The sequence below is a fragment of the Anaerosolibacter sp. genome, from assembly GCF_029240175.1.
Classification (GTDB): domain Bacteria; phylum Bacillota; class Clostridia; order Peptostreptococcales; family Thermotaleaceae; genus Anaerosolibacter.
The window spans coordinates 160,428-178,510 of record NZ_JARBTM010000005.1; the positions used below are offsets into that span (position 1 = coordinate 160,428).

At 37.0% G+C, this 18,083-nt stretch carries 23 protein-coding genes; 20 read left to right on the forward strand and 3 right to left on the reverse strand.

What is annotated here, in order from left to right; translation table 11 throughout:
• The first annotated feature begins 48 nt into the window (after window positions 1–48).
• The 10 genes from K0R93_RS04735 to K0R93_RS04780 all read left to right on the forward strand — a co-directional run bounded on the left by K0R93_RS04735 (window position 49) and on the right by K0R93_RS04780 (window position 6,403).
• Window positions 49–258, forward strand: coding sequence for a hypothetical protein (locus tag K0R93_RS04735; protein WP_300298298.1), 210 nt, complete (start codon window positions 49–51; stop codon window positions 256–258).
• Window positions 259–582: 324 nt separating this feature from the next.
• Window positions 583–1,077, forward strand: coding sequence for a YajQ family cyclic di-GMP-binding protein (locus K0R93_RS04740; RefSeq protein WP_300298300.1), 495 nt, complete (start codon window positions 583–585; stop codon window positions 1,075–1,077).
• 90 nt (window positions 1,078–1,167) lie between these two features.
• Window positions 1,168–2,091 (forward strand): DMT family transporter, encoded by a 924-nt coding sequence (locus K0R93_RS04745; protein ID WP_300298303.1) that lies wholly within the window; start codon window positions 1,168–1,170, stop codon window positions 2,089–2,091.
• A gap of 102 nt (window positions 2,092–2,193) precedes the next feature.
• On the forward strand, window positions 2,194–2,439 hold the full coding sequence (locus K0R93_RS04750; protein ID WP_300298305.1) for a DUF1292 domain-containing protein: 246 nt from the start codon (window positions 2,194–2,196) through the stop codon (window positions 2,437–2,439).
• A 19-nt stretch (window positions 2,440–2,458) separates the two neighbouring features.
• On the forward strand, window positions 2,459–2,875 hold the full coding sequence (locus tag K0R93_RS04755; protein ID WP_300298308.1) for a DUF6762 family protein: 417 nt from the start codon (window positions 2,459–2,461) through the stop codon (window positions 2,873–2,875).
• 109 nt (window positions 2,876–2,984) lie between these two features.
• Window positions 2,985–4,028: a 23S rRNA (adenine(2503)-C(2))-methyltransferase RlmN gene (rlmN, locus tag K0R93_RS04760; protein ID WP_300298311.1), complete on the forward strand. Its 1,044-nt coding sequence runs from the start codon at window positions 2,985–2,987 to the stop codon at window positions 4,026–4,028.
• A gap of 151 nt (window positions 4,029–4,179) precedes the next feature.
• The gene (locus tag K0R93_RS04765) at window positions 4,180–4,593 is read left to right on the forward strand and encodes a twitching motility protein PilT (RefSeq protein WP_300298314.1); all 414 of its coding nucleotides are present in this window, start codon (window positions 4,180–4,182) and stop codon (window positions 4,591–4,593) included.
• 202 nt (window positions 4,594–4,795) lie between these two features.
• Window positions 4,796–5,056, forward strand: coding sequence for a hypothetical protein (locus K0R93_RS04770; protein WP_300298317.1), 261 nt, complete (start codon window positions 4,796–4,798; stop codon window positions 5,054–5,056).
• 208 nt (window positions 5,057–5,264) lie between these two features.
• Window positions 5,265–5,465, forward strand: coding sequence for a cold-shock protein (locus K0R93_RS04775; RefSeq protein ID WP_300298320.1), 201 nt, complete (start codon window positions 5,265–5,267; stop codon window positions 5,463–5,465).
• Window positions 5,466–5,599: 134 nt separating this feature from the next.
• Window positions 5,600–6,403: a PepSY domain-containing protein gene (locus K0R93_RS04780; RefSeq protein ID WP_300298322.1), complete on the forward strand. Its 804-nt coding sequence runs from the start codon at window positions 5,600–5,602 to the stop codon at window positions 6,401–6,403.
• Window positions 6,404–6,417: 14 nt separating this feature from the next.
• Here K0R93_RS04780 and K0R93_RS04785 read toward each other — a convergent pair whose 3' ends face one another.
• Window positions 6,418–6,663 carry a hypothetical protein gene (locus K0R93_RS04785; protein ID WP_300298325.1) on the reverse strand — a complete coding sequence of 82 codons (246 nt, stop codon included), beginning with the start codon at window positions 6,661–6,663 and terminating at the stop codon, window positions 6,418–6,420.
• A 155-nt stretch (window positions 6,664–6,818) separates the two neighbouring features.
• Between K0R93_RS04785 and K0R93_RS04790 the strand changes: the two genes are divergently transcribed.
• The 4 genes from K0R93_RS04790 to gap all read left to right on the forward strand — a co-directional run bounded on the left by K0R93_RS04790 (window position 6,819) and on the right by gap (window position 11,205).
• Entirely contained in the window at window positions 6,819–8,090 is a 1,272-nt protein-coding gene (locus K0R93_RS04790; protein WP_300298327.1) for a M14 family metallopeptidase, read from the forward strand.
• Window positions 8,091–8,254: 164 nt separating this feature from the next.
• Window positions 8,255–8,662, forward strand: coding sequence for a universal stress protein (locus K0R93_RS04795; protein WP_300298330.1), 408 nt, complete (start codon window positions 8,255–8,257; stop codon window positions 8,660–8,662).
• A gap of 51 nt (window positions 8,663–8,713) precedes the next feature.
• The gene (locus tag K0R93_RS04800) at window positions 8,714–9,673 is read left to right on the forward strand and encodes a TIGR01212 family radical SAM protein (RefSeq protein ID WP_300298333.1); all 960 of its coding nucleotides are present in this window, start codon (window positions 8,714–8,716) and stop codon (window positions 9,671–9,673) included.
• Window positions 9,674–10,194: 521 nt separating this feature from the next.
• Window positions 10,195–11,205, forward strand: a complete 1,011-nt coding sequence (gap, locus tag K0R93_RS04805) for a type I glyceraldehyde-3-phosphate dehydrogenase (protein WP_300298336.1) — start codon at window positions 10,195–10,197, stop codon at window positions 11,203–11,205.
• 31 nt (window positions 11,206–11,236) lie between these two features.
• Here the strand turns inward: gap and K0R93_RS04810 are convergent, their stop codons facing one another.
• Window positions 11,237–11,464, reverse strand: a complete 228-nt coding sequence (locus K0R93_RS04810; protein WP_300298339.1) for a SelT/SelW/SelH family (seleno)protein — start codon at window positions 11,462–11,464, stop codon at window positions 11,237–11,239.
• Between the two features lie 255 nt (window positions 11,465–11,719).
• Here K0R93_RS04810 and K0R93_RS04815 point away from each other — a divergent pair, with 255 nt between their 5' ends.
• The 5 genes from K0R93_RS04815 (at window position 11,720) to K0R93_RS04835 (ending at window position 16,584) form a co-directional block, all read left to right on the forward strand.
• On the forward strand, window positions 11,720–13,057 hold the full coding sequence (locus K0R93_RS04815) for an MATE family efflux transporter (protein WP_300298342.1): 1,338 nt from the start codon (window positions 11,720–11,722) through the stop codon (window positions 13,055–13,057).
• 77 nt (window positions 13,058–13,134) lie between these two features.
• The gene (locus tag K0R93_RS04820; RefSeq protein ID WP_300298345.1) at window positions 13,135–13,485 is read left to right on the forward strand and encodes a LapA family protein; all 351 of its coding nucleotides are present in this window, start codon (window positions 13,135–13,137) and stop codon (window positions 13,483–13,485) included.
• Window positions 13,486–13,720: 235 nt separating this feature from the next.
• Window positions 13,721–14,998: an SLC13 family permease gene (locus K0R93_RS04825; RefSeq protein WP_300298348.1), complete on the forward strand. Its 1,278-nt coding sequence runs from the start codon at window positions 13,721–13,723 to the stop codon at window positions 14,996–14,998.
• Between the two features lie 152 nt (window positions 14,999–15,150).
• Window positions 15,151–15,954, forward strand: a complete 804-nt coding sequence (locus K0R93_RS04830) for a GTP pyrophosphokinase (RefSeq protein WP_330685027.1) — start codon at window positions 15,151–15,153, stop codon at window positions 15,952–15,954.
• Between the two features lie 30 nt (window positions 15,955–15,984).
• Window positions 15,985–16,584, forward strand: a complete 600-nt coding sequence (locus K0R93_RS04835) for a hypothetical protein (protein WP_300298355.1) — start codon at window positions 15,985–15,987, stop codon at window positions 16,582–16,584.
• Window positions 16,585–16,621: 37 nt separating this feature from the next.
• On the opposite strand, the gene K0R93_RS04840 is transcribed toward K0R93_RS04835, so the two are convergent.
• On the reverse strand, window positions 16,622–17,200 hold the full coding sequence (locus K0R93_RS04840; RefSeq protein WP_300298357.1) for a flavin reductase family protein: 579 nt from the start codon (window positions 17,198–17,200) through the stop codon (window positions 16,622–16,624).
• A 186-nt stretch (window positions 17,201–17,386) separates the two neighbouring features.
• Here K0R93_RS04840 and K0R93_RS04845 point away from each other — a divergent pair, with 186 nt between their 5' ends.
• The gene (locus K0R93_RS04845) at window positions 17,387–18,082 is read left to right on the forward strand and encodes a metallophosphoesterase (protein ID WP_300298360.1); all 696 of its coding nucleotides are present in this window, start codon (window positions 17,387–17,389) and stop codon (window positions 18,080–18,082) included.
• Window position 18,083 lies beyond the last annotated feature (1 nt).

Consider the following 18,083-nt stretch of genomic DNA (forward strand, 5'->3'; position numbering starts at 1 on the left):
GAAAATCAATTACGATAGAATAAAAGCTATATGAAGGAGTTGGATACAATGGTAGCTAGGCTCCACGAAATTCATGGAGAAACTGCAACGGTTATCACAGAAAAAAACTATACCGTGATTATACCAATTCAGATGATACCTGAAGGGACAAAAACTGGGGATCGACTGCTGCTAGAGTTTAGGACGGAAGTCAATCAAGAAACATGCTTTAAGAGAATTGTTGAACTAGAAAATGAGTATATCGATAAATATTATTAAAACGATTATTTCTTCGTTTGAAACTTTTGTTGGATATTTTGAAAGTAATCCTATAAGCTGAGGACTTCATACAGCACTGCACAGGTGATCCATGAAGTCTATAAAGGCTTATTTGCAGGCTTTCAGTAGAATACCTAACAAAAGTTTTTAATTTTCTAAATAGTCTATTTCTTGGGAAATAATTTGAGGAAAGCCATGGTGTTGCTGGTTATACCCAGGAAGCATTGTATAACTATGGAAAAAAATCAGGATAATAATTGTAATTATGACAAGAATTCATTAAAATAGAAGTGTAAATAATCGAGAAACAAAGGAGGATATTTCATGGCAAGTAACTGTTCATTTGATGTTGTTTCAGAAGTCAATCTTCAGGAAGTAGATAATGCAGTGAATCAAGCGAAAAAAGAACTGGCGCAAAGATATGATTTTAAAGGAAGCAAGGCAGATATTGACCTAGACAAAGATGAGATTAAAATTGTTGCAGAAGATGAATTCAGGATTAAAAATATTATTGATATATTACAGTCAAAAATGGTAAAAAGAAGCATACCATTGAAGTCGTTAGACTATGGAAAAATAGAGCCCGGTTCTGGCGGACTAGAAAAGCAAGTGATAAAGATTCAACGAGGAATTTCAAAGGAGAAGGGAAAAGATGTGGTGGCTGCAATCAAGACTTCAAAGATTAAGGTGCAGGCCCAGATTATGGATGACCAGGTAAGGGTAACAGGCAAGAACAAAGATGATTTGCAAGCGGTCATTCAACTGCTAAAGGAAAAGGATTTTGGTGTAGAACTGCAGTTTACCAACTTCAGATCTTAATCATTACGGGGCCCTAAATATTAGGGCTTTTTATTTTGACATAATGAGATAAAATAGAGATAGATAATATAGAACAAAAGGGGGACGCGTATGGAAAAAGATCAACGTAAGATTCAGATGCTGATGGTGTTGTGTACAGTATTCTGGGCAGGAGCATTCATTGCTGGGAAAATTGGCGTAAGGGAATTTCCGCCGTTTTCTCTGGCATTCTTTAGATTTCTATTTGCAACCATGGTCATCTTTGTAGTGATGATCAAATATGAAGAGAAAAGCTGGAGATTACAGAAAAATGATTGGCCTTATATGCTGGCATTGGGACTTATTGGTATGTTTGGTTATCATGTCTTGTTCTTTATAGCCCTGCAGCATACTTCAGCCATGAATTCTTCTATGATTGGTGCCACCAATCCATTAATCACGAGCATACTGGCTTCCGTATTTTTGAAAGAACATCTGAGTCTAAAGCGGTTTGGTGCAATTATGTTGGCCTTTTCAGGGATCGCCCTAACGGTTTCTAACGGAGATATTAAGGTGTTTACATCTTTATCTTTCAATGTTGGAGATTTGCTAATGCTCACAGCGGTGTTATGTTGGGCAGTATATTCCATCATTAGTCGTAGAATAATAGATCGTTATTCTCCTTTAATTTTGACCTCCTATAGTTTTTTGGTATGCTTGATCCTGCTGATTCCTTTTGTCATATGGGAGCAACCTCTGGTATATCTTCCAAATGTAACCTGGCTGGGATGGACTTCTGTACTATATATGTCTATTTTTGCATCGGTTATCGGTTATTTGGTACAGCAAATCTCTATAAAAACCATTGGAGCTAGCAAAACAGCAGCTTTTATCAATCTGGTTCCTGTGTTTTCTATCATTTTGTCGGCCTTAATACTAAATGAAAGGATTACTGGTATTAAACTATTAAGCGCAGGCATTATCATCACAGGTGTTTATTTAAATACGAAATTAAAAAATATGTCCGAGGGTACCTTGAGCAAAAGTAACGAATAGGCTAACAAACTTTATCTTTCAAAAAATTTCCTCATAATTTGCTAGACCTCTGGACAGTTTATAGATATAATCATTATACAGAAATAGGAGAGGTGGATGACCATGGAAGAGAAAAAAATAGTAACCTTCGTAGATGAAGATGGCAAAGATGTAGAATTTGAAGTCGTTGATTATGTGGAACTTGATGATAATCGGTATGCCCTTTTAGCCCCTGTTGGAGACGAAGATGATGCCTATGTTTATAAGGTAGTTGAGGTGGATGGAAAAGAAGAGTATGTGGTAGTAGATGATGATGATGAATTCGAAAGAGTATTAGAAGAATATGAGTCTCTTTTTGATGTGGAATAGGGCCTAGGAGGAAATCATATTGGAAACATTAGTAGTGATGTTAATGGAAAAAGATCCTGAGACAGGTGTATTTTCTAATGAGGTTGGAAGTTATTCGATCCAAGAGCATGGCAATTTGGTCGAGGGTATTTATTTGATACATAAAGAAGAACAGGATCTAGTGTATCTGAAGCTCACAACGGATCGAGATGTAGCCGATTGGGAGTATGACGCGATCCTGGATTATTATGATATGGATGCCTTGAAGGATATGGTGTTAACCATTGAAGAATCAGAAGGATATAACCCTGTTTGGGAAGTATCTTTTAGATTTATGGACTCTCAAGATGGAATGGAAAACCTATTGACCACAATTTTACAAAAACATAGATACATTCTTGATGAGGTTTTTGAGGCCATAAAAGACAAAAAAGCAGAGTACGAGGAACAAGAATAAAACCTTGGGAAAGAGTCTTTCCTAGGGTTTTTGTTTATACAACAAAGGTTTTTATTCATATGATATCGGAAATAATAGGATAAAGACGGATAGACAAGGAGTAAAGAAGATGGAAAAAGTTGATTTGAAAAACTATAGTCTGAAAGAACTAGAGTCTTTTTTGGAAGGACTAGGTGAAAAAAAGTTTCGAGGTAAGCAGATTTTTCAGTGGATTCATAAGGGTGTTATGACCATTGATGAAATGACCAATCTCTCAAAGGAATTGCGGGTAAAGATCAAGGAAAAAGCTTACATTGGGAATTTAAAGGTGGAGAATGTTCTTATTTCAAAAATAGACGGTACAAGAAAGTATTTGTTTGTACTGGAAGATGGAAATATCATAGAAAGTGTGCTCATGAGATACGAGCATGGAAATACTGTCTGTGTATCTTGTCAGGTGGGCTGTAGAATGGGATGTACCTTTTGTGCATCTACCCTAGAAGGTGTAGTTCGGAACTTGACAGCTGGTGAAATATTGGATCAAGTAATCTCTATTCAAAGAGATATTGGAGATCGTGTTTCCAATGTGGTTTTGATGGGCAGCGGAGAACCCCTAGACAACTACGATGAAATACTAAAGTTTCTTTCCTTAGTCAATCATTCAGAAGGGCTAAACATTGGATTGAGGAGTATCACCATATCTACCTGTGGTATTGTTCCAAAAATGATGGACTTAGCGGATAGAAAATTGCAAATTACCTTGGCAATTTCTCTCCACGCTCCCAACGATGCGTTAAGAAGCACCATGATGCCTGTGAATAGAAAGTATCCAATTGAAGAGCTGTTAAAGGCTTGTAAATATTATGTCGATAAAACTGGTCGAAGGATTACCTTTGAATATGCTTTGATTCGAGATGTAAATGATTCTGAAAGCCATGCATTAGAATTGGCTAGGCGTATGAAAGGAATTCTAAGCCATATAAATCTTATTCCTCTAAATAAGGTGGATGAAAGAGAATATGAATCAGCTCAACTGGATCGTGTAAGGAAGTTCCAGGGTGTCTTAAAAAAACATGGGGTCGAGGCCACCATTCGAAGAGAGTTAGGTAGTGATATCAATGCTGCATGTGGACAATTGCGTAGACGGTATCTAAAGGGACAGGAAAGCAAATAAAAGCAAAAAATGTAATAAAATGTCGCTATTTTATCAAAAGAATATAATTTATAGAAGGATTTTCCTTTGAGTTATAGAATAATACTGTAAAGAATATTATGAATATATAAATTTCTTTAAGTACTCAATAATTCCAAAGGGGGAGATCGAAATGGTTAAGTTAATTACCGGAGGACTAGGTACTGGCAAGACAAAGCGTATGATTGAAATGGCAAATGATTTGGCAGCTCGAGAGAAAGGAAATGTAGTGTATATTGATGATGATAATCGCCACATGTATGATCTGAAGCATCAAGTTCGATTCATTAGCCTACATGAATACCCAATCAATGATAAAATAGGATTTATAGGCTTTCTATGCGGCATCATATCAGAAGATCATGATATTCAAACAATATTTATTGACGGATTAATGAAAATCGGAAACATCCCTATTGAGGAGCTGTCTTGTGTTTTGAAGGAAATAGAAACGCTTTCCCAGAGGTTTGATATAGATTTTGTTTTAAGCGTAAGCTGTAATCCTTATGACTTACCAGAGGAATTAAAAGAGTACACAGTTGCATAAAATAGGGCCACATGGCCCTTTTTTAATATATAGAAAATTATGGTCAAATAATTTCCTATATATGGGGTGTGCAGAGGGGAGTCCCCTTTGCCGTTTTCAGGAAGGTGCTCAGGCTGTCTTGCAGCCGTCGAAGGAAACCTAGGGTTTCCTAGCGAAAACAAATTGCCGATAGGCAACTTTATTAGGAGATATAGATCTTTATATGGATACCGATGATCGGGTGATCAATCTGTTTCTCCCAAATATCAAGGGTAATCCTATATCAAGGCTGCAGCTGCCTAAGGTAAAGGGTGTATTGATAAGGTTTTGGGATCATGAAGATAACCATACAGCCACAATACATTTCCTGCGAAATATTGACTTGCAATCCCATTTTTTAAACTTCGAATTTGATTATAAAGGGCATAAAATCATGATTGAGAATAAAGATTTCTATATAGATTGCATCTGCAAAGAAAAATAAATCGTTGTAATAAGTAGTGATTTACCGTAGGTCATGAAATATTCTTTCTTTAAATCTGAATAAAATTTCAAATAGGAGCAACAGGATGATCATTTAGATAGAAAAAATATGGATATGGGTTTATTTTCTATGGAAAGGGCAATAATAGTGCATATAACAATTACTTTAAATTACTGTCTAGCAAGACGCATTAGGAGGAATTTGTAAAATGAAAGAAGGAACAGTAAAGTGGTTCAACAATGACAAAGGATTTGGCTTCATAGAAGTGGCTGGAGAGCCTGACGTTTTCGTACATTATATGGCGATCACAGGTGAAGGGTATAAAAGCTTGAATGAAGGACAAAGAGTTCAATTTGAAATTGTTCAAGGAGAGCGGGGACCACAAGCTGCTAATGTAGTTAGATTATAAAATTTGAAAGACCTCATGGTTTAGAGACTGTGGGGTCTTTTTGCTTTATCATACGAAGGTATTTATTGGTCTATGGCGAAATAGAATATATAGTATATAATGTTATTAGACTTTAAAGACAAGGGGCGAAGGATTTGAAGAAACTACTTTGTTTAATGATACTATTGATTGTTGTTTTTACAGCCGCTGGATGCAGAAAGCCTCAAGAAGATTTTGATGGTGCAATCAAACCATCAGGAAATGAACAAAGAGAAATGATTGGGCGGGATGAGGCCCAGAAAATTGCTGAAGCTCATTCTGAGTTTAAGGCTTTAGGGGATGTAAAACTTGCGTTAGAAGAAGTCTATGAGGCCACTGAAGATCAGCCAATTTGGGAACTTCACTATATAGAAGAAAAAAGTCAGTTGGTATATGCAGTGATTATCAATGCCTTTACAGGAGAAGTACTTAGTATGCACCTAGTGGATGATCATGAGGTAGATGAAGAAGTTCTCAAAGATGAGATGCTGCAGCATGTACAATGGACATTTGAAAAATGGCAGAGCTTCCACTATGACAATTATGATCCGAGTAGATATGGATTGGCATTTTCTTTGAACTTCAGAATTCCCTATCTGTTTGAAAATTACGAGGAAAACAAAGCATTTGTTCTTGAGAATAAAATCGTTTCTGATGTTAAAATCAAAGAAATACAGGATGTTGCTATGGTATTTAGGGAAGAAGATGAGACCATGTACAGCCAGATACGGGCAATTGCAGAATATCGGCAGCATATAGAGGGAAATGAGATGAAGGAACTGATAGAGGTGTCTATTTTCGCTAAAAAAGATTTGCATGGGGATGAAGGTTGGCAGATCACCAATGTAGATATGTACCCCATATCTAAAGAAAGTACAGTATTTGAAAAACTATTTTTCGGATTTCGTAAAGATAGCTAGTCAGCGATGACTAGCTATTCTTGTAGAAATTTTTCGCCTAAGTACCTTTTGATATCTTCCGGGGTGCTTTCAGGTGTAATGAGAACCTCACGATCCGTTTCAAAAAAATAAACAAGTATTTCTGTTTCTCCTTCAAGAAACAATTTGGCCACGGTATCTTCCTTCAGCTCCCGAACCTTAACTTTGTTTTTTTTCTTTTTTTCGTACTCTTTGGTGAAATAATATCCTGTTAGTTGAATGACTTTTGTGCATCGTTTCATGATAACCCTCCTTGATCACTTTCACAATGTTAGTATAACATATTTTTTGAAATATATTGGAACCAAAGTTGCTATCAATGTAAATGAAAAATAAAGACACCAAACCATACCTCCAACGATAAAATGATAGTAGCAGAGGATGTGAGGTGATATAATTGAGAGTTTTAAGACTTGGAATGAGAGGGACCGATGTCATGGAGATTCAAGCCCTCCTTCAAAAAATTGGATACAAACCTGGTGAGATTGATGGTATTTTTGGACCTCAAACCCAGCAGGCTGTTATTGCTTTTCAAAGAGACAACGGACTTACACCAGATGGTATTATCGGACCTAACACCTATCGAATGCTAGAGCCTATGCTGCTAGGATATATGAGATATAGTATTCAGGCTGGGGACACTATGTATGCTTTAGCCAGAAGGTTTTATACCAGTACAGCTAGAATTGTGGCGGCTAACCCTGGGCTTAATCCGTATAATCTTCAGATAGGGCAGCAAATTATCATTCCTTTCGGAATAGACGTGGTGGATACCAACATTGCATATACCTATGAGATCATGGAGAGAGATATTCAAGGATTGAGGGCGCGATATCCATTTTTAGAAGTGGGTGTTGCTGGCAGGAGTGTATTAGGAAAAAACCTATATTATATTAAACTTGGCAATGGTCCAAATCAGGTTTTTTATAATGGCTCCCACCATGCACTAGAGTGGATTACAACGCCTTTATTGATGAAGTTTATTGAGAACTTTTCAAAGGCTTATGTGGATGAGAGAAATATTCGAGGCTATGATGTGAGGGATATTTGGGATCAAAGTACCATTTATATTATACCGATGGTTAATCCAGATGGTGTTGATCTTGTGTTAAATGGTCTGCAGCCGGATAATCCATATTATAACGATTTAATTAGATGGAACAATGGCAGCACAGACTTCTCCCGGGTATGGCAAGCAAATATTCGAGGTGTGGACTTGAATCATAACTATAATGCCCTTTGGGAGCGATCCAAAGAGGCAGAAGCCCAATACGGTATTACGGGTCCAGGCCCTACAAGGTATTCTGGCCCATATCCAGAGTCAGAGCCAGAGTCCAAGGCTGTGGCGGATTTTACAAGAAATCACAACTTTAGGCTAGTCCTAGCCTATCATAGTCAGGGGGAAATCATCTACTGGAATTTTCAAAATATGGCACCACCTGTTGCTAGAAGAATTGGCGAACTATTTACCCAAGTCAGTGGCTATCCCCTGGATGAAACCTATGGTATAGCGTCCTATGCAGGCTATAAGGACTGGTTTATCCAACAGTATAGAAGACCTGGGTATACCATAGAGGTAGGAAGAGGGAGAAATCCATTACCAATTCAACAATTTGACCGGATTTATAATGACAATGAAGAAATGCTTTTATTGGCTTCAGTTGTATGATTTAAGCCCCCTTTATGGGGGCTTAAGGTGTTTAAAGATGGATTTATCTTTAAAGGGTTTCTGTGATATAATAAAACTTGAAACGAGATTATTGTGATAAATGGTTGGAAGTGGGTATACAATAAATATATGGGTTACTCTTATCATTTGAAAGGAGTCTCAACATGAAGCCAGTAAAGAATGTGATGGTATGCGTTACACAGCAGAAAACCTGTGAAAGACTGATACGAAGAGGAGCAGAGTTAAGAGATACCTATGAAGGTCAACTGTTTGTAATTCATGTGGCCCAAGAAGGTTGGAATTTCCTAGGCAAATCAAAAGAAGGAGATGCGCTGGAGTATCTTTTTGAAAAATCTAAAGCTTATGGGGCAAATTTGACGGTACTGCGCTCCCATGATGTATTAGCTACCCTGAAGGAACAAGTAGAGAAAAACAATATTGATATTATTGTGATGGGAGAAGCCGGTGGAGATCATGAGGGAACCAGTATAATAAGCAACCTAGGAAAACGTTTGCATAAAGATGTTATTTTTGATATAGTGCCTGCTAAATTAAAGAAAAAAGTTGTATAATAGAAGTGCATCCCTTTGGGGATGCATTTCTAAAAACAAGGAGATAGGTAAATGGATAAGATAGATAGATATAAGGTATACTCCCAATACTTAAGGAATCGATATGGAGAAAAAGTATATAAGATTCCAATAAACCTGCCTGTGACATGCCCAAATAGAGACGGAACAGCGGGATGCGGAGGATGTATTTTTTGTGGAGAAGAGGGAGCTGGATTTGAAACCCTGTCCCAGTTTATGCCGGTTTCAGAACAATTGGAAACCAATATTACCTATATTCGGGATAAATATAAGGCGCAGAAATTTATTGCATATTTTCAAAACTATACGAACACATATCTGTCGCTAGAAGCTTTTAAAAAATACATGGTGCAGGCATGTAGGGAGGATGTGGTTGAAATTGCCATTTCCACCCGACCAGACTGTATCCATGATGATTACTTAGTGTATCTTCAAGCATTAAAGGAGCGTTATAACCTAACGATTACTATTGAGCTGGGATTACAGACCGTAAATTATCATACATTGAAAAAAATTAATCGAGGCCATTCCTTGGCAGAATTTCTTGATGCGGTTTTAAGAATCAAAAAACATGGACTTGAAACCTGTGTTCATTTGATCTTAAATTTACCTTGGGATGATGAAGATGATGTGATTGAAGATGCAAAATTTCTCTCTGCTCTGGGTATTGAACAAATCAAGTTGCACTCCCTATATATTCGGAGTGATACAGTGATGGGCAGGATGTATGAGGGGGGAGAGTTTGAGATTATCACATTAGAGGAATATGTCCGTCGTGTGATTTTGTTTCTTGAATATTTGAACCCTGATGTGGTGATACAGCGTTTAATTGGTAGGGCTCCAGAAGAAAACAGCCTCTTTTGCAATTGGAACACTAGTTGGTGGAAGATCAAGGACCGTATCGATGAATCTATGGAAGAATTGGATACATATCAAGGAAAAAGGTTTGACTATCTACATGGAAGCGCATTAAAAGAAAAGCATCAAAGATAAAGAGGAGTTATATAGGGAAAATTGGGATAATCCATGAAATGTGACGATGGACTACCTCAATTTTCTTTTGTTTTTTTTGTCTTTTTTTAAAATCCTCTTTGAGAAGGTTACATAAAATTAGGACAAGTTAATAAACAAAAATCTACAATAATTTAAACAGAAATGAAATCTATGGCGATTTTTATTTCTAAAACATGCGACAAATTATGTACATAAAAATAGCAGGTGAAAATATTTGATGAATCTACATGAAAAAAGTTGTCAAAGAAAGATAGATAGGTTTGGAAGAACTGAAGATAACTCGTTTTTGAGGAAAATTCATTTGAATCAGAGGCGGCAAGTGCAATAAATCATGTTTCGACAAATATATTAAGAATAATTAAAAGAATTATAATGGTATATACAATATAGTACAATTGTGTTAATATAGGTATGCAGTATATCACAATAAACAATGTGATATACAAAATGATACATATTATATGTATAGTCATATATTAATAGCAGAAAGGGGATTTAATATGTCAATTAAAGTTGGTATCAATGGTTTTGGTAGAATAGGAAAAAACGTATTAAAAGCCTGGTTAGAGAAGGAAGAAGACATTGAAATCGTAGCAATTAATAGTACGAGCGGACCAAAAGAACATGCTCATATTTTTAAATATGATTCTCTGTATGGGATTTTACCACAAGAGGTAAAAGCTACAGAACAATCTATTATCATAGGAGATAAAGAAATCGCTTTCACAGCATATAGGGACCCTGCACAGATTCCATGGAAAGAGCTGGGTGTCGATATTGTTGTGGAATCTACGGGGATATTTACAGACAAAGAAAGGGCCTCGAAACATCTAGAAGGTGGGGCCAAGAAGGTAATCATTTCTGCCCCTGGAAAGAATGAGGACATCACCATCGTTATGGGTGTAAACCATACAAAATATGACGCAGATATTCATCATATTGTATCTAACGCATCTTGTACAACAAACTGTTTAGCACCAGCGGCTAAGGTTATTCATGAAAACTATAACATTCTAAGAGGTCTTATGACGACAGTTCATGCTTATACCAATGACCAGAGAATACTAGATCTGCCTCATAGCGACCTTAGAAGAGCACGGACAGCAGCAGAGTCCATTATTCCTACTTCGACAGGAGCTGCCAAGGCTATTGGCTTGGTGATCCCTGAATTGAATGGAAAATTGAATGGCATGGCAATGAGAGTTCCAATACCTGTAGTATCAGTTGTGGATTTGGTGGTGGAACTTGAGAAGAATACCACAGCAAAAGAAGTCAATGAAAAATTAAAAGAAGCTTCCGAAGGTTCTCTACGAGGAATACTAGGTTATTGTGAAGCTCCATTGGTTTCCATTGACTTTAAGAAGGATCACAGATCATCAATCATTGATGCACCATCAACCATGATGGTTGGAGAGAATATGCTAAAGATCGTTGCTTGGTATGATAATGAATGGGGTTACTCAAATCGAGTAATTGATTTAGCTTCCTATATTGGAAAAAAGGGACTTTAAAATAAAGAAGTAGTCTTGGCTATAGCCAAGACTACTTCTTTATTTTACTTTCTACTTCATTTTCCTCAGGAAAACGGCCTAAATCTTTCTTTGAAAAGACAAGATTATCATCTACCATTACCTCAAAAACACCTCCAGAAGAAGGAATGATATTCAAGGATGCGATGCTGTTCTTATGGATATGAAGCAAGTTTTCAGCCAAACCCATGGCCTTTGGAAGGTAACCTCAGCCCGTACAGTACTGAATTGTAATTCTCATAGAATAGCCTCCTTTATACTAGCTTAATAGATTAATTATAGATTACCCTTATAAGTGCATGACTAATCATTAGATACATCTATAATCACTTAGAAAATAGAAAAACTTTTTTATAAAATGCTATAATAGAATGAGATGTCCAAAAGAATTTTTATGAGGATATATAGTGTTATTATGGCTGATGTGTATCTGCTTGGTAACGAAAATGTATTTAAAGGGTGATTCTAAAATATAAAAGATGGGGTAGGGATTATAGTGAAAGTTAAGTTGAATAAGGAGCTTAAAGGTATCTGGAACCTTTCCTGGCCTGTAATTATTGGCATGCTGCTTCAGTCCCTCTTGAGTACTGTAGATATGAAATTCATATCTATGATAGGTACAAGTGAGAGCGCAGGTGCTTCTATTAGTAACTCCGCTGTAAGTGTTGTCTTTGTTATGAGTGCACTAGTAGCATCAGGAACAGTAGCCATTGTAGCAAGAGCTTTTGGAGAGGATAACGAAGATGAAATAAAGAGAATTGGCAGCCAGTCTATTCTATTAGCAGGCATATTAGGCACTGCAATTGGTCTTATCTGCAGTTGGTATACTTATGAGATGCTGCAAGGAATGTTCAATCCAGAAACCAGCGTTCTTGATAGTGCATCAGCTTATTTGCGTATTATTTTTATTGGAACAGTTTTTGTATTTGTTAATAATACAATTCGCAGTATATTACAGGCCTTGGGGGATACAAGAACACCGTTATATATCTTTGGCATGGCGAATATACTTAATGCAATACTAGATCCAATTTTCGTGTTTAAATTGGGGTATGGCGTAAAGGGTGCAGCAATGGCAACGGTGATCTCAAATGTTTTTGCTATGCTCGCAATATTCTACGTATACCTGAGCAAGGTTCACCATGGGCAATTTATAGACTACCTTAATCATGGGAGAATACGGTTTGCAGATTCCTTGAGAATACTACGAATTGGTCTATGGTCTTGTCTTCAGCAAGTCTCACGACCGATCACAGGGATGATCATGTTTCGCATCGTCAGTGAAGTAGGAAATAAGGAAGGTATTGCAGCCTTCGGCATAGGAGGACAATTATTTAACTATACATTCATTCTATTGATGGGTCTTACCGTAGCCGTTTCAGTAATGGTTGGACAAAATTTAGGAAGAAAAGATATAGAGAGAACAGAGGAAATTATTCGAGAAGGTATGAAAGTAGCCATAATAAATATGCTGATTTTTGCAGTTCCCTATATGATTTTTCCAAGGTATATTATTCAATTTTTTCTCAATGATGAAAAGGTGATCCAACTAGGCATTGCGTATTTGCGAATTGTTTACATAGGTGTTATATTTGTAATATTTCCTGTAATATATGGCGGTGCATTTCAAGGGGCGGGAGATACGTTCCCACCCATGATCTCATCAATATTCTCCAATGTTTTTGTCAAGCTGCCACTGGCCTATTTTCTTGCAAAGAATCTTGGTATGGGAACCGATGGTGTCTGGTGGGCAATTGCTCTATCCGTGATGGTAGAAGCAGGGATGATTTGGTTTTATTATCATAGGGGTACTTGGAAAACAAAGAAGGTATAATCCTCTTTCTGTAGAAAATAAACTAATAAGTCATGAAAAAAGTATTACAAGATGAAAACAGAAAGGAATGGATAGATATGCAAGTATGGTTTATTTCATCATTAATCTTTGCGATTCTTGTGGCAACCTTTGCTGTTTCCAATTCTGAGATTGTTACTATCCGCTTTATGTGGAAGCAGGTACAATTAAGCCAATCCATTGTGATATTAGCTTCTGCTGCATTGGGTGCCATGATTGTTGCTTTGATTGGTGCCTTCAGTAAAGTGAAATCGAGCTTTAAGATCAGAGAGTTAAAAAAGCAGGTGAAGGATTTAGAAATTAGAATTGAGGAACTGCAAACGGACCATCTTGAAGCTGGAACAAAGACAGCATTGGAGGAAATAGTTGCTCAAGAACAAGAAACAATATTGAAAGAACGTGAGTCGTAAACAAATTACATGTAATCCTATATTGACAAAACAAAGGCATTTGATTAAATATTTTTTAAATACGTCCTCGAAAGAGGGCTATTTTTTTGTAAAAAAGGATAATTGGTTTTTCTAAGGGTTGATTACATACTTTGAATAAAATAAGCTCAAAATAATAGCATCGGCGATCTCAAAACAAAAGCAGGCTATTTTCTGCTTATTGTTGGAAACTAACATAAGAAAGAGAGGAATTTAAATGATTGCTATTATTTCTCTATTGGTACTTGTTATTGCCATCTATATTGGTTTTAAAAGGGGAATCAATACTGGGTTGGTAAGTATAACAGGTGCATATATTCTAGGATTTTTTGTTCTGGAAGCGAATGAGAAGTTGGGGAAAGATGTTGCGTTATCAGATCCAGCGGGTAAGTTCTCGACTTTGGTTTCAGGATGGCCAAACTCATTGTTTTTCATCCTGCTAGGCGTTACATTACTATTTGGTATTGCAAAGGTAAATGGAACGTTGGCGCTTATCGCAAGAAAAAGTGCTAGACTTGCTGGAGGGAACAAAAAATTAATTCCAATTATCTTCTTTATTTTGGCTACTGTTATAGCAGCCATAGGGCCAGGTAATATCGCTGTATGTGCGCTTCTATTACCCATTGCTATGAGTGTTGCCCACGAAGAAAGAATTGGACCGCTGCTCATGGCAGGTATGGTTATTGCGGGCTCTAATGCTGGTGGTTTGTCACCCTTGGCACCTACAGGAATCATTGCTGTAACCCTTTCAGAAAAGATTGGCCTTGCAAATATGGGTATGAGAATTTTCTATAACATGGTGATTGCACAAGTAATCATTGCAGCGGTAATTTACATCATTCTTGGAGGATTTAGACTTTCATCACATTCCGAAAGTGCTAGAGGTGCTGTTGAGGCATTTGATGGAAGACAAAAAGCAACGATGCTAGTAATATTGTTGGTTGTCGTTGCAGTTATTGTATTTAAGGCCCATTTAGGACTTGTGGGATTTGCAGGAGCAACAATTCTGCTGCTCATAAGAGCCGCGGATGAGAAAGATTCGATTCTCAGCGTACCTTGGTCAACTTTGCTATTGGTATGTGGAGTTGGAGTTCTGGTAAACGTGGTAAGTATCGCAGGCGGGATTACTACTTTAACGGATGCATTATCTTCATTTATGAATGCTAGAACAGCAGCACCTATTATGACAATAATTGGCGGATTAATGTCGTCTGTATCATCGGCTTCTGGCGTCGTAATGCCAACATTGATTCCAACAGTACCAGGATTAATTGAAAAATTAGGTGCAAATATAACACCAACGGCACTTGTATCTGCTATTATCTTAGGTGCCCACGTGGTAACAAACTCTCCCCTATCCACCCTAGGGGCCCTCGCCATGGCATCAGCTGGAGATGAAGTAGATAGAGGAAAACTTTTTAGAGAATTGCTGGTATTAGGATTTGGAGGAATTATATTCGGGGCACTAATCGTCTTCCTTGGTATTGTAAGATAAAAAGATAACCTGACAGGCGTTAAAAAGGTAACCTATTTAGGTTATCTTTTTTTTATGAAAAATATTAACCTTATCCTGGTGACAATTTTGTTATCAAATGGCAAAAAAAATGGTAAAATAATAACTGTAAATTGTGCATGGAGGGGATGCTAGTGCAAGTTCTTCAATGGAATAAATTGTTAATTCCTTATGAGCAAGCTGTTGAGGAGTTAAAAGTGAAGCTAAAAGGAATTCGTAATGAGCTAAGGGCTACCAGTGAATATTCCCCCATTGAATTCGTTACTGGGAGAGTGAAAAAGGTATCTAGTATTTTAGAAAAGGCAAAGCGATATGGTGTCTCACCAGATGAGATTGAGGAAAAAATCGAGGATATTGCTGGTATTAGAATCATGTGCCAGTTCTTAGATGATATCTATAAAGTGAGGGAACTTATTCGTCAGCGAGATGGAAAGGATTTATACATTGTATATGAAAAGGATTATATAAAAAATAAAAAGGACAGCGGATATCAGAGTTATCATGTCATCATTAAGTATCCAGTACAGACGGCCTTTGGTGAAAAAGAGATTTTGGCAGAAATTCAGATCAGAACCTTGGCCATGAATTTTTGGGCTACCATCGAACATTCTTTAAATTATAAATACAAAGAAAATATACCAGAAAAAATTAGGGAACGATTGAAAATCGCTGCTGAGGCTGCCCAGAGACTCGACATGGAAATGTGGCAAATCAGAGATGAAATCATCAACGCCCAAACCCTATTTGAAACCAAATCCAATACAGTAAGCAGTATCGTGAATAATATTCAAATGCTGAATCTTATGGGGAAAAAGTCTGATGCCAAAGATTTTCAGGAAAAGTTTGAGTCCCTTTGGGATAAAGGGAGTCCTGAAGAACTTCACGACTTAGCAGATCGTATAAGATATAGAATAGCAAGATATCAAGTGTTTGAATAAAAAAACAGACTTCAATAGGGAGGAAGATATGTGAAATACATAAGAAAAGTTGCTGCTGCGGTACTGCTATCTTTGGCGCTAACAGGCTGTAATAGTGCGGAGTTTGACAAATTACAAGATCAAGCAGTGATCCTTCAACAGGAAAAGGATCAATTGGCAAAAGAAGTTACAGCTTTAAAAGCTGATTTGAAGCAAAAAGACCAGAAAGTACAAGAATTAACAGCCATCGTGACCGATTACGAAACCCAATATGATGCTTCCATTGAAGATATTCGATTTATCTCAGAGGATATGTATCAGGAAGGAGAACAGGACGGATATATCTATGGTAAGTTTAATGTAGTGGTGACTGTAAGAAATAATACAGATCATGAAATGAAAAATATCAAGATTACTGCCCGACTTGAATCCAGTTTTAGCAATTATCCCAAAGCAGCACCGAAAGTAACAGCAACGAAAATGGATGTAATCAAACAAATCAGTTCAGGGGAGACAAAAGAAATATTTTTTTCAGATCTGACAGTGGATCATCCTGAAGTGATTCAGGAACTATTCATCAATGTGGTAGGGCAGGGAGAAGCGGAAAAGATTAAGATTCCTGTGGCATTCCCACCAGGAAGCCAGGATTAAAGTAAGAGATGTGCCAAGGCACATCTCTTTTTTAGTTTTATCTTCTGCGTTTTTTCTTTTTAGCTACAGAGAATCCAAACCCCCCCAGTGACTTTTTCAATCCATAATACTGACCATGGGAATAGCAGATGGGGTTTGCCCAATCCAAGTGGAATTTGTTCTTATCATCCATGTACTGATCATCTACATTTACAGCCATAACTTTGGCAAGAAACATATGATGGGTGCCGAGCTCTAAGACCTTTGTTACTTTACATTCAATATTAATGGGACTTTCTTTGATTAAGGGTGCACTGACTTTGCTGGCTTTTTCAGGTGTAAGCCGCATTTCCTTAAATTTATTGATATCTCTCCCAGATTTTACACCACAGAAATCAGTAGCCTTTACCAAATCCTCAGTGGCAATATTGATGACAAATTCTTTTGTACGATTAATTATCTCATATGAATGGCGTTCAGGACGAATAGATATGTAAGTCATAGCAGGATCTGAGCAGACCGTGCCTGTCCATGCAACGGTGACAATATTATAATTCTCTTCCGTATCTCCGCAGGTTACTAAAACGGCAGGTACAGGATAAACCATTGTACCAGGTTTCCAAGTTATCTTTGCCATAAAATCACTCCCAAGCTTTATTTCTGTTCTATATTATTTTATCTTAAAGTTTGAAAAAATAAATGTCTAATTTTCAGTATTACATTATTTCTTCCTATGATAAGATAAGAATACATAGAATCCATGAAATAATGGTAAGAAAGAAAATACATAATAAGACTAAAGAAAGAAAAAGTTGGTGAATATATGGCGTTGTACGGGATCGGAGATTTGCATTTAAGTGGCGGAGTTCATAAGCCTATGGATATATTTGGAGAACAATGGATACAGCATCATGAAAAAATAAAGGAAAACTGGCAGCGATTAATTACCGTTGAAGATACTGTGCTGATTCCAGGAGATATTTCTTGGGCAATGAATATGGAACAAGCCATGGTCGATTTAGAATGGATTCATGAATTAAACGGAAATAAAATTCTTCTTCGAGGCAACCATGATTATTGGTGGAGTTCTGTAACAAAGTTAAATCTTCTATTTGAAGATATGGTATTTTTACAAAATAATTTTTACAAATATAAAGAGTATGCTATTTGTGGTACTCGGGGGTGGATTTGTCCAAATGAAAACAAGTTTGAAGCCCAGGATGAGAAAATATACCATCGAGAACTTCAAAGGCTGAAGCTATCTTTGGAGGAAGCAAGGAAAAAGGGTATTGGTAAAATTATTGTCATGACCCATTATCCGCCCACAAATGATCGGTTGGAGCCTTCAGGTTTTACACAGATTTATGAAGAATATGGCGTAGAAAAAGTGATCTATGGACATTTACATGGCAGTGAATCCCATGGTTGTGCATTGCAAGGGTTGGTGAATGGAATAGAATATAGGCTGACCGCTTGTGATTATATTGATTTTTCACCGATAAAGATTCTGCTGGAATGAT

What these genes read in the sequence shown, in the direction of transcription:
- K0R93_RS04735 (WP_300298298.1), top strand. Translation starts at nt 49, where the DNA reads ATGGTAGCTAGGCTCCACGAAATTCATGGAGAAACTGCAACGGTTATC.
- K0R93_RS04740 (WP_300298300.1), top strand. Translation starts at nt 583, where the DNA reads ATGGCAAGTAACTGTTCATTTGATGTTGTTTCAGAAGTCAATCTTCAG.
- K0R93_RS04745 (WP_300298303.1), top strand. Translation starts at nt 1,168, where the DNA reads ATGGAAAAAGATCAACGTAAGATTCAGATGCTGATGGTGTTGTGTACA.
- K0R93_RS04750 (WP_300298305.1), top strand. Translation starts at nt 2,194, where the DNA reads ATGGAAGAGAAAAAAATAGTAACCTTCGTAGATGAAGATGGCAAAGAT.
- rlmN (WP_300298311.1), top strand. Translation starts at nt 2,985, where the DNA reads ATGGAAAAAGTTGATTTGAAAAACTATAGTCTGAAAGAACTAGAGTCT.
- K0R93_RS04765 (WP_300298314.1), top strand. Translation starts at nt 4,180, where the DNA reads ATGGTTAAGTTAATTACCGGAGGACTAGGTACTGGCAAGACAAAGCGT.
- K0R93_RS04770 (WP_300298317.1), top strand. Translation starts at nt 4,796, where the DNA reads ATGGATACCGATGATCGGGTGATCAATCTGTTTCTCCCAAATATCAAG.
- K0R93_RS04775 (WP_300298320.1), top strand. Translation starts at nt 5,265, where the DNA reads ATGAAAGAAGGAACAGTAAAGTGGTTCAACAATGACAAAGGATTTGGC.
- K0R93_RS04785 (WP_300298325.1), bottom strand. Translation starts at nt 6,663, where the DNA reads ATGAAACGATGCACAAAAGTCATTCAACTAACAGGATATTATTTCACC.
- K0R93_RS04795 (WP_300298330.1), top strand. Translation starts at nt 8,255, where the DNA reads ATGAAGCCAGTAAAGAATGTGATGGTATGCGTTACACAGCAGAAAACC.
- K0R93_RS04800 (WP_300298333.1), top strand. Translation starts at nt 8,714, where the DNA reads ATGGATAAGATAGATAGATATAAGGTATACTCCCAATACTTAAGGAAT.
- gap (WP_300298336.1), top strand. Translation starts at nt 10,195, where the DNA reads ATGTCAATTAAAGTTGGTATCAATGGTTTTGGTAGAATAGGAAAAAAC.
- K0R93_RS04820 (WP_300298345.1), top strand. Translation starts at nt 13,135, where the DNA reads ATGCAAGTATGGTTTATTTCATCATTAATCTTTGCGATTCTTGTGGCA.
- K0R93_RS04825 (WP_300298348.1), top strand. Translation starts at nt 13,721, where the DNA reads ATGATTGCTATTATTTCTCTATTGGTACTTGTTATTGCCATCTATATT.
- K0R93_RS04840 (WP_300298357.1), bottom strand. Translation starts at nt 17,200, where the DNA reads ATGGCAAAGATAACTTGGAAACCTGGTACAATGGTTTATCCTGTACCT.
- K0R93_RS04845 (WP_300298360.1), top strand. Translation starts at nt 17,387, where the DNA reads ATGGCGTTGTACGGGATCGGAGATTTGCATTTAAGTGGCGGAGTTCAT.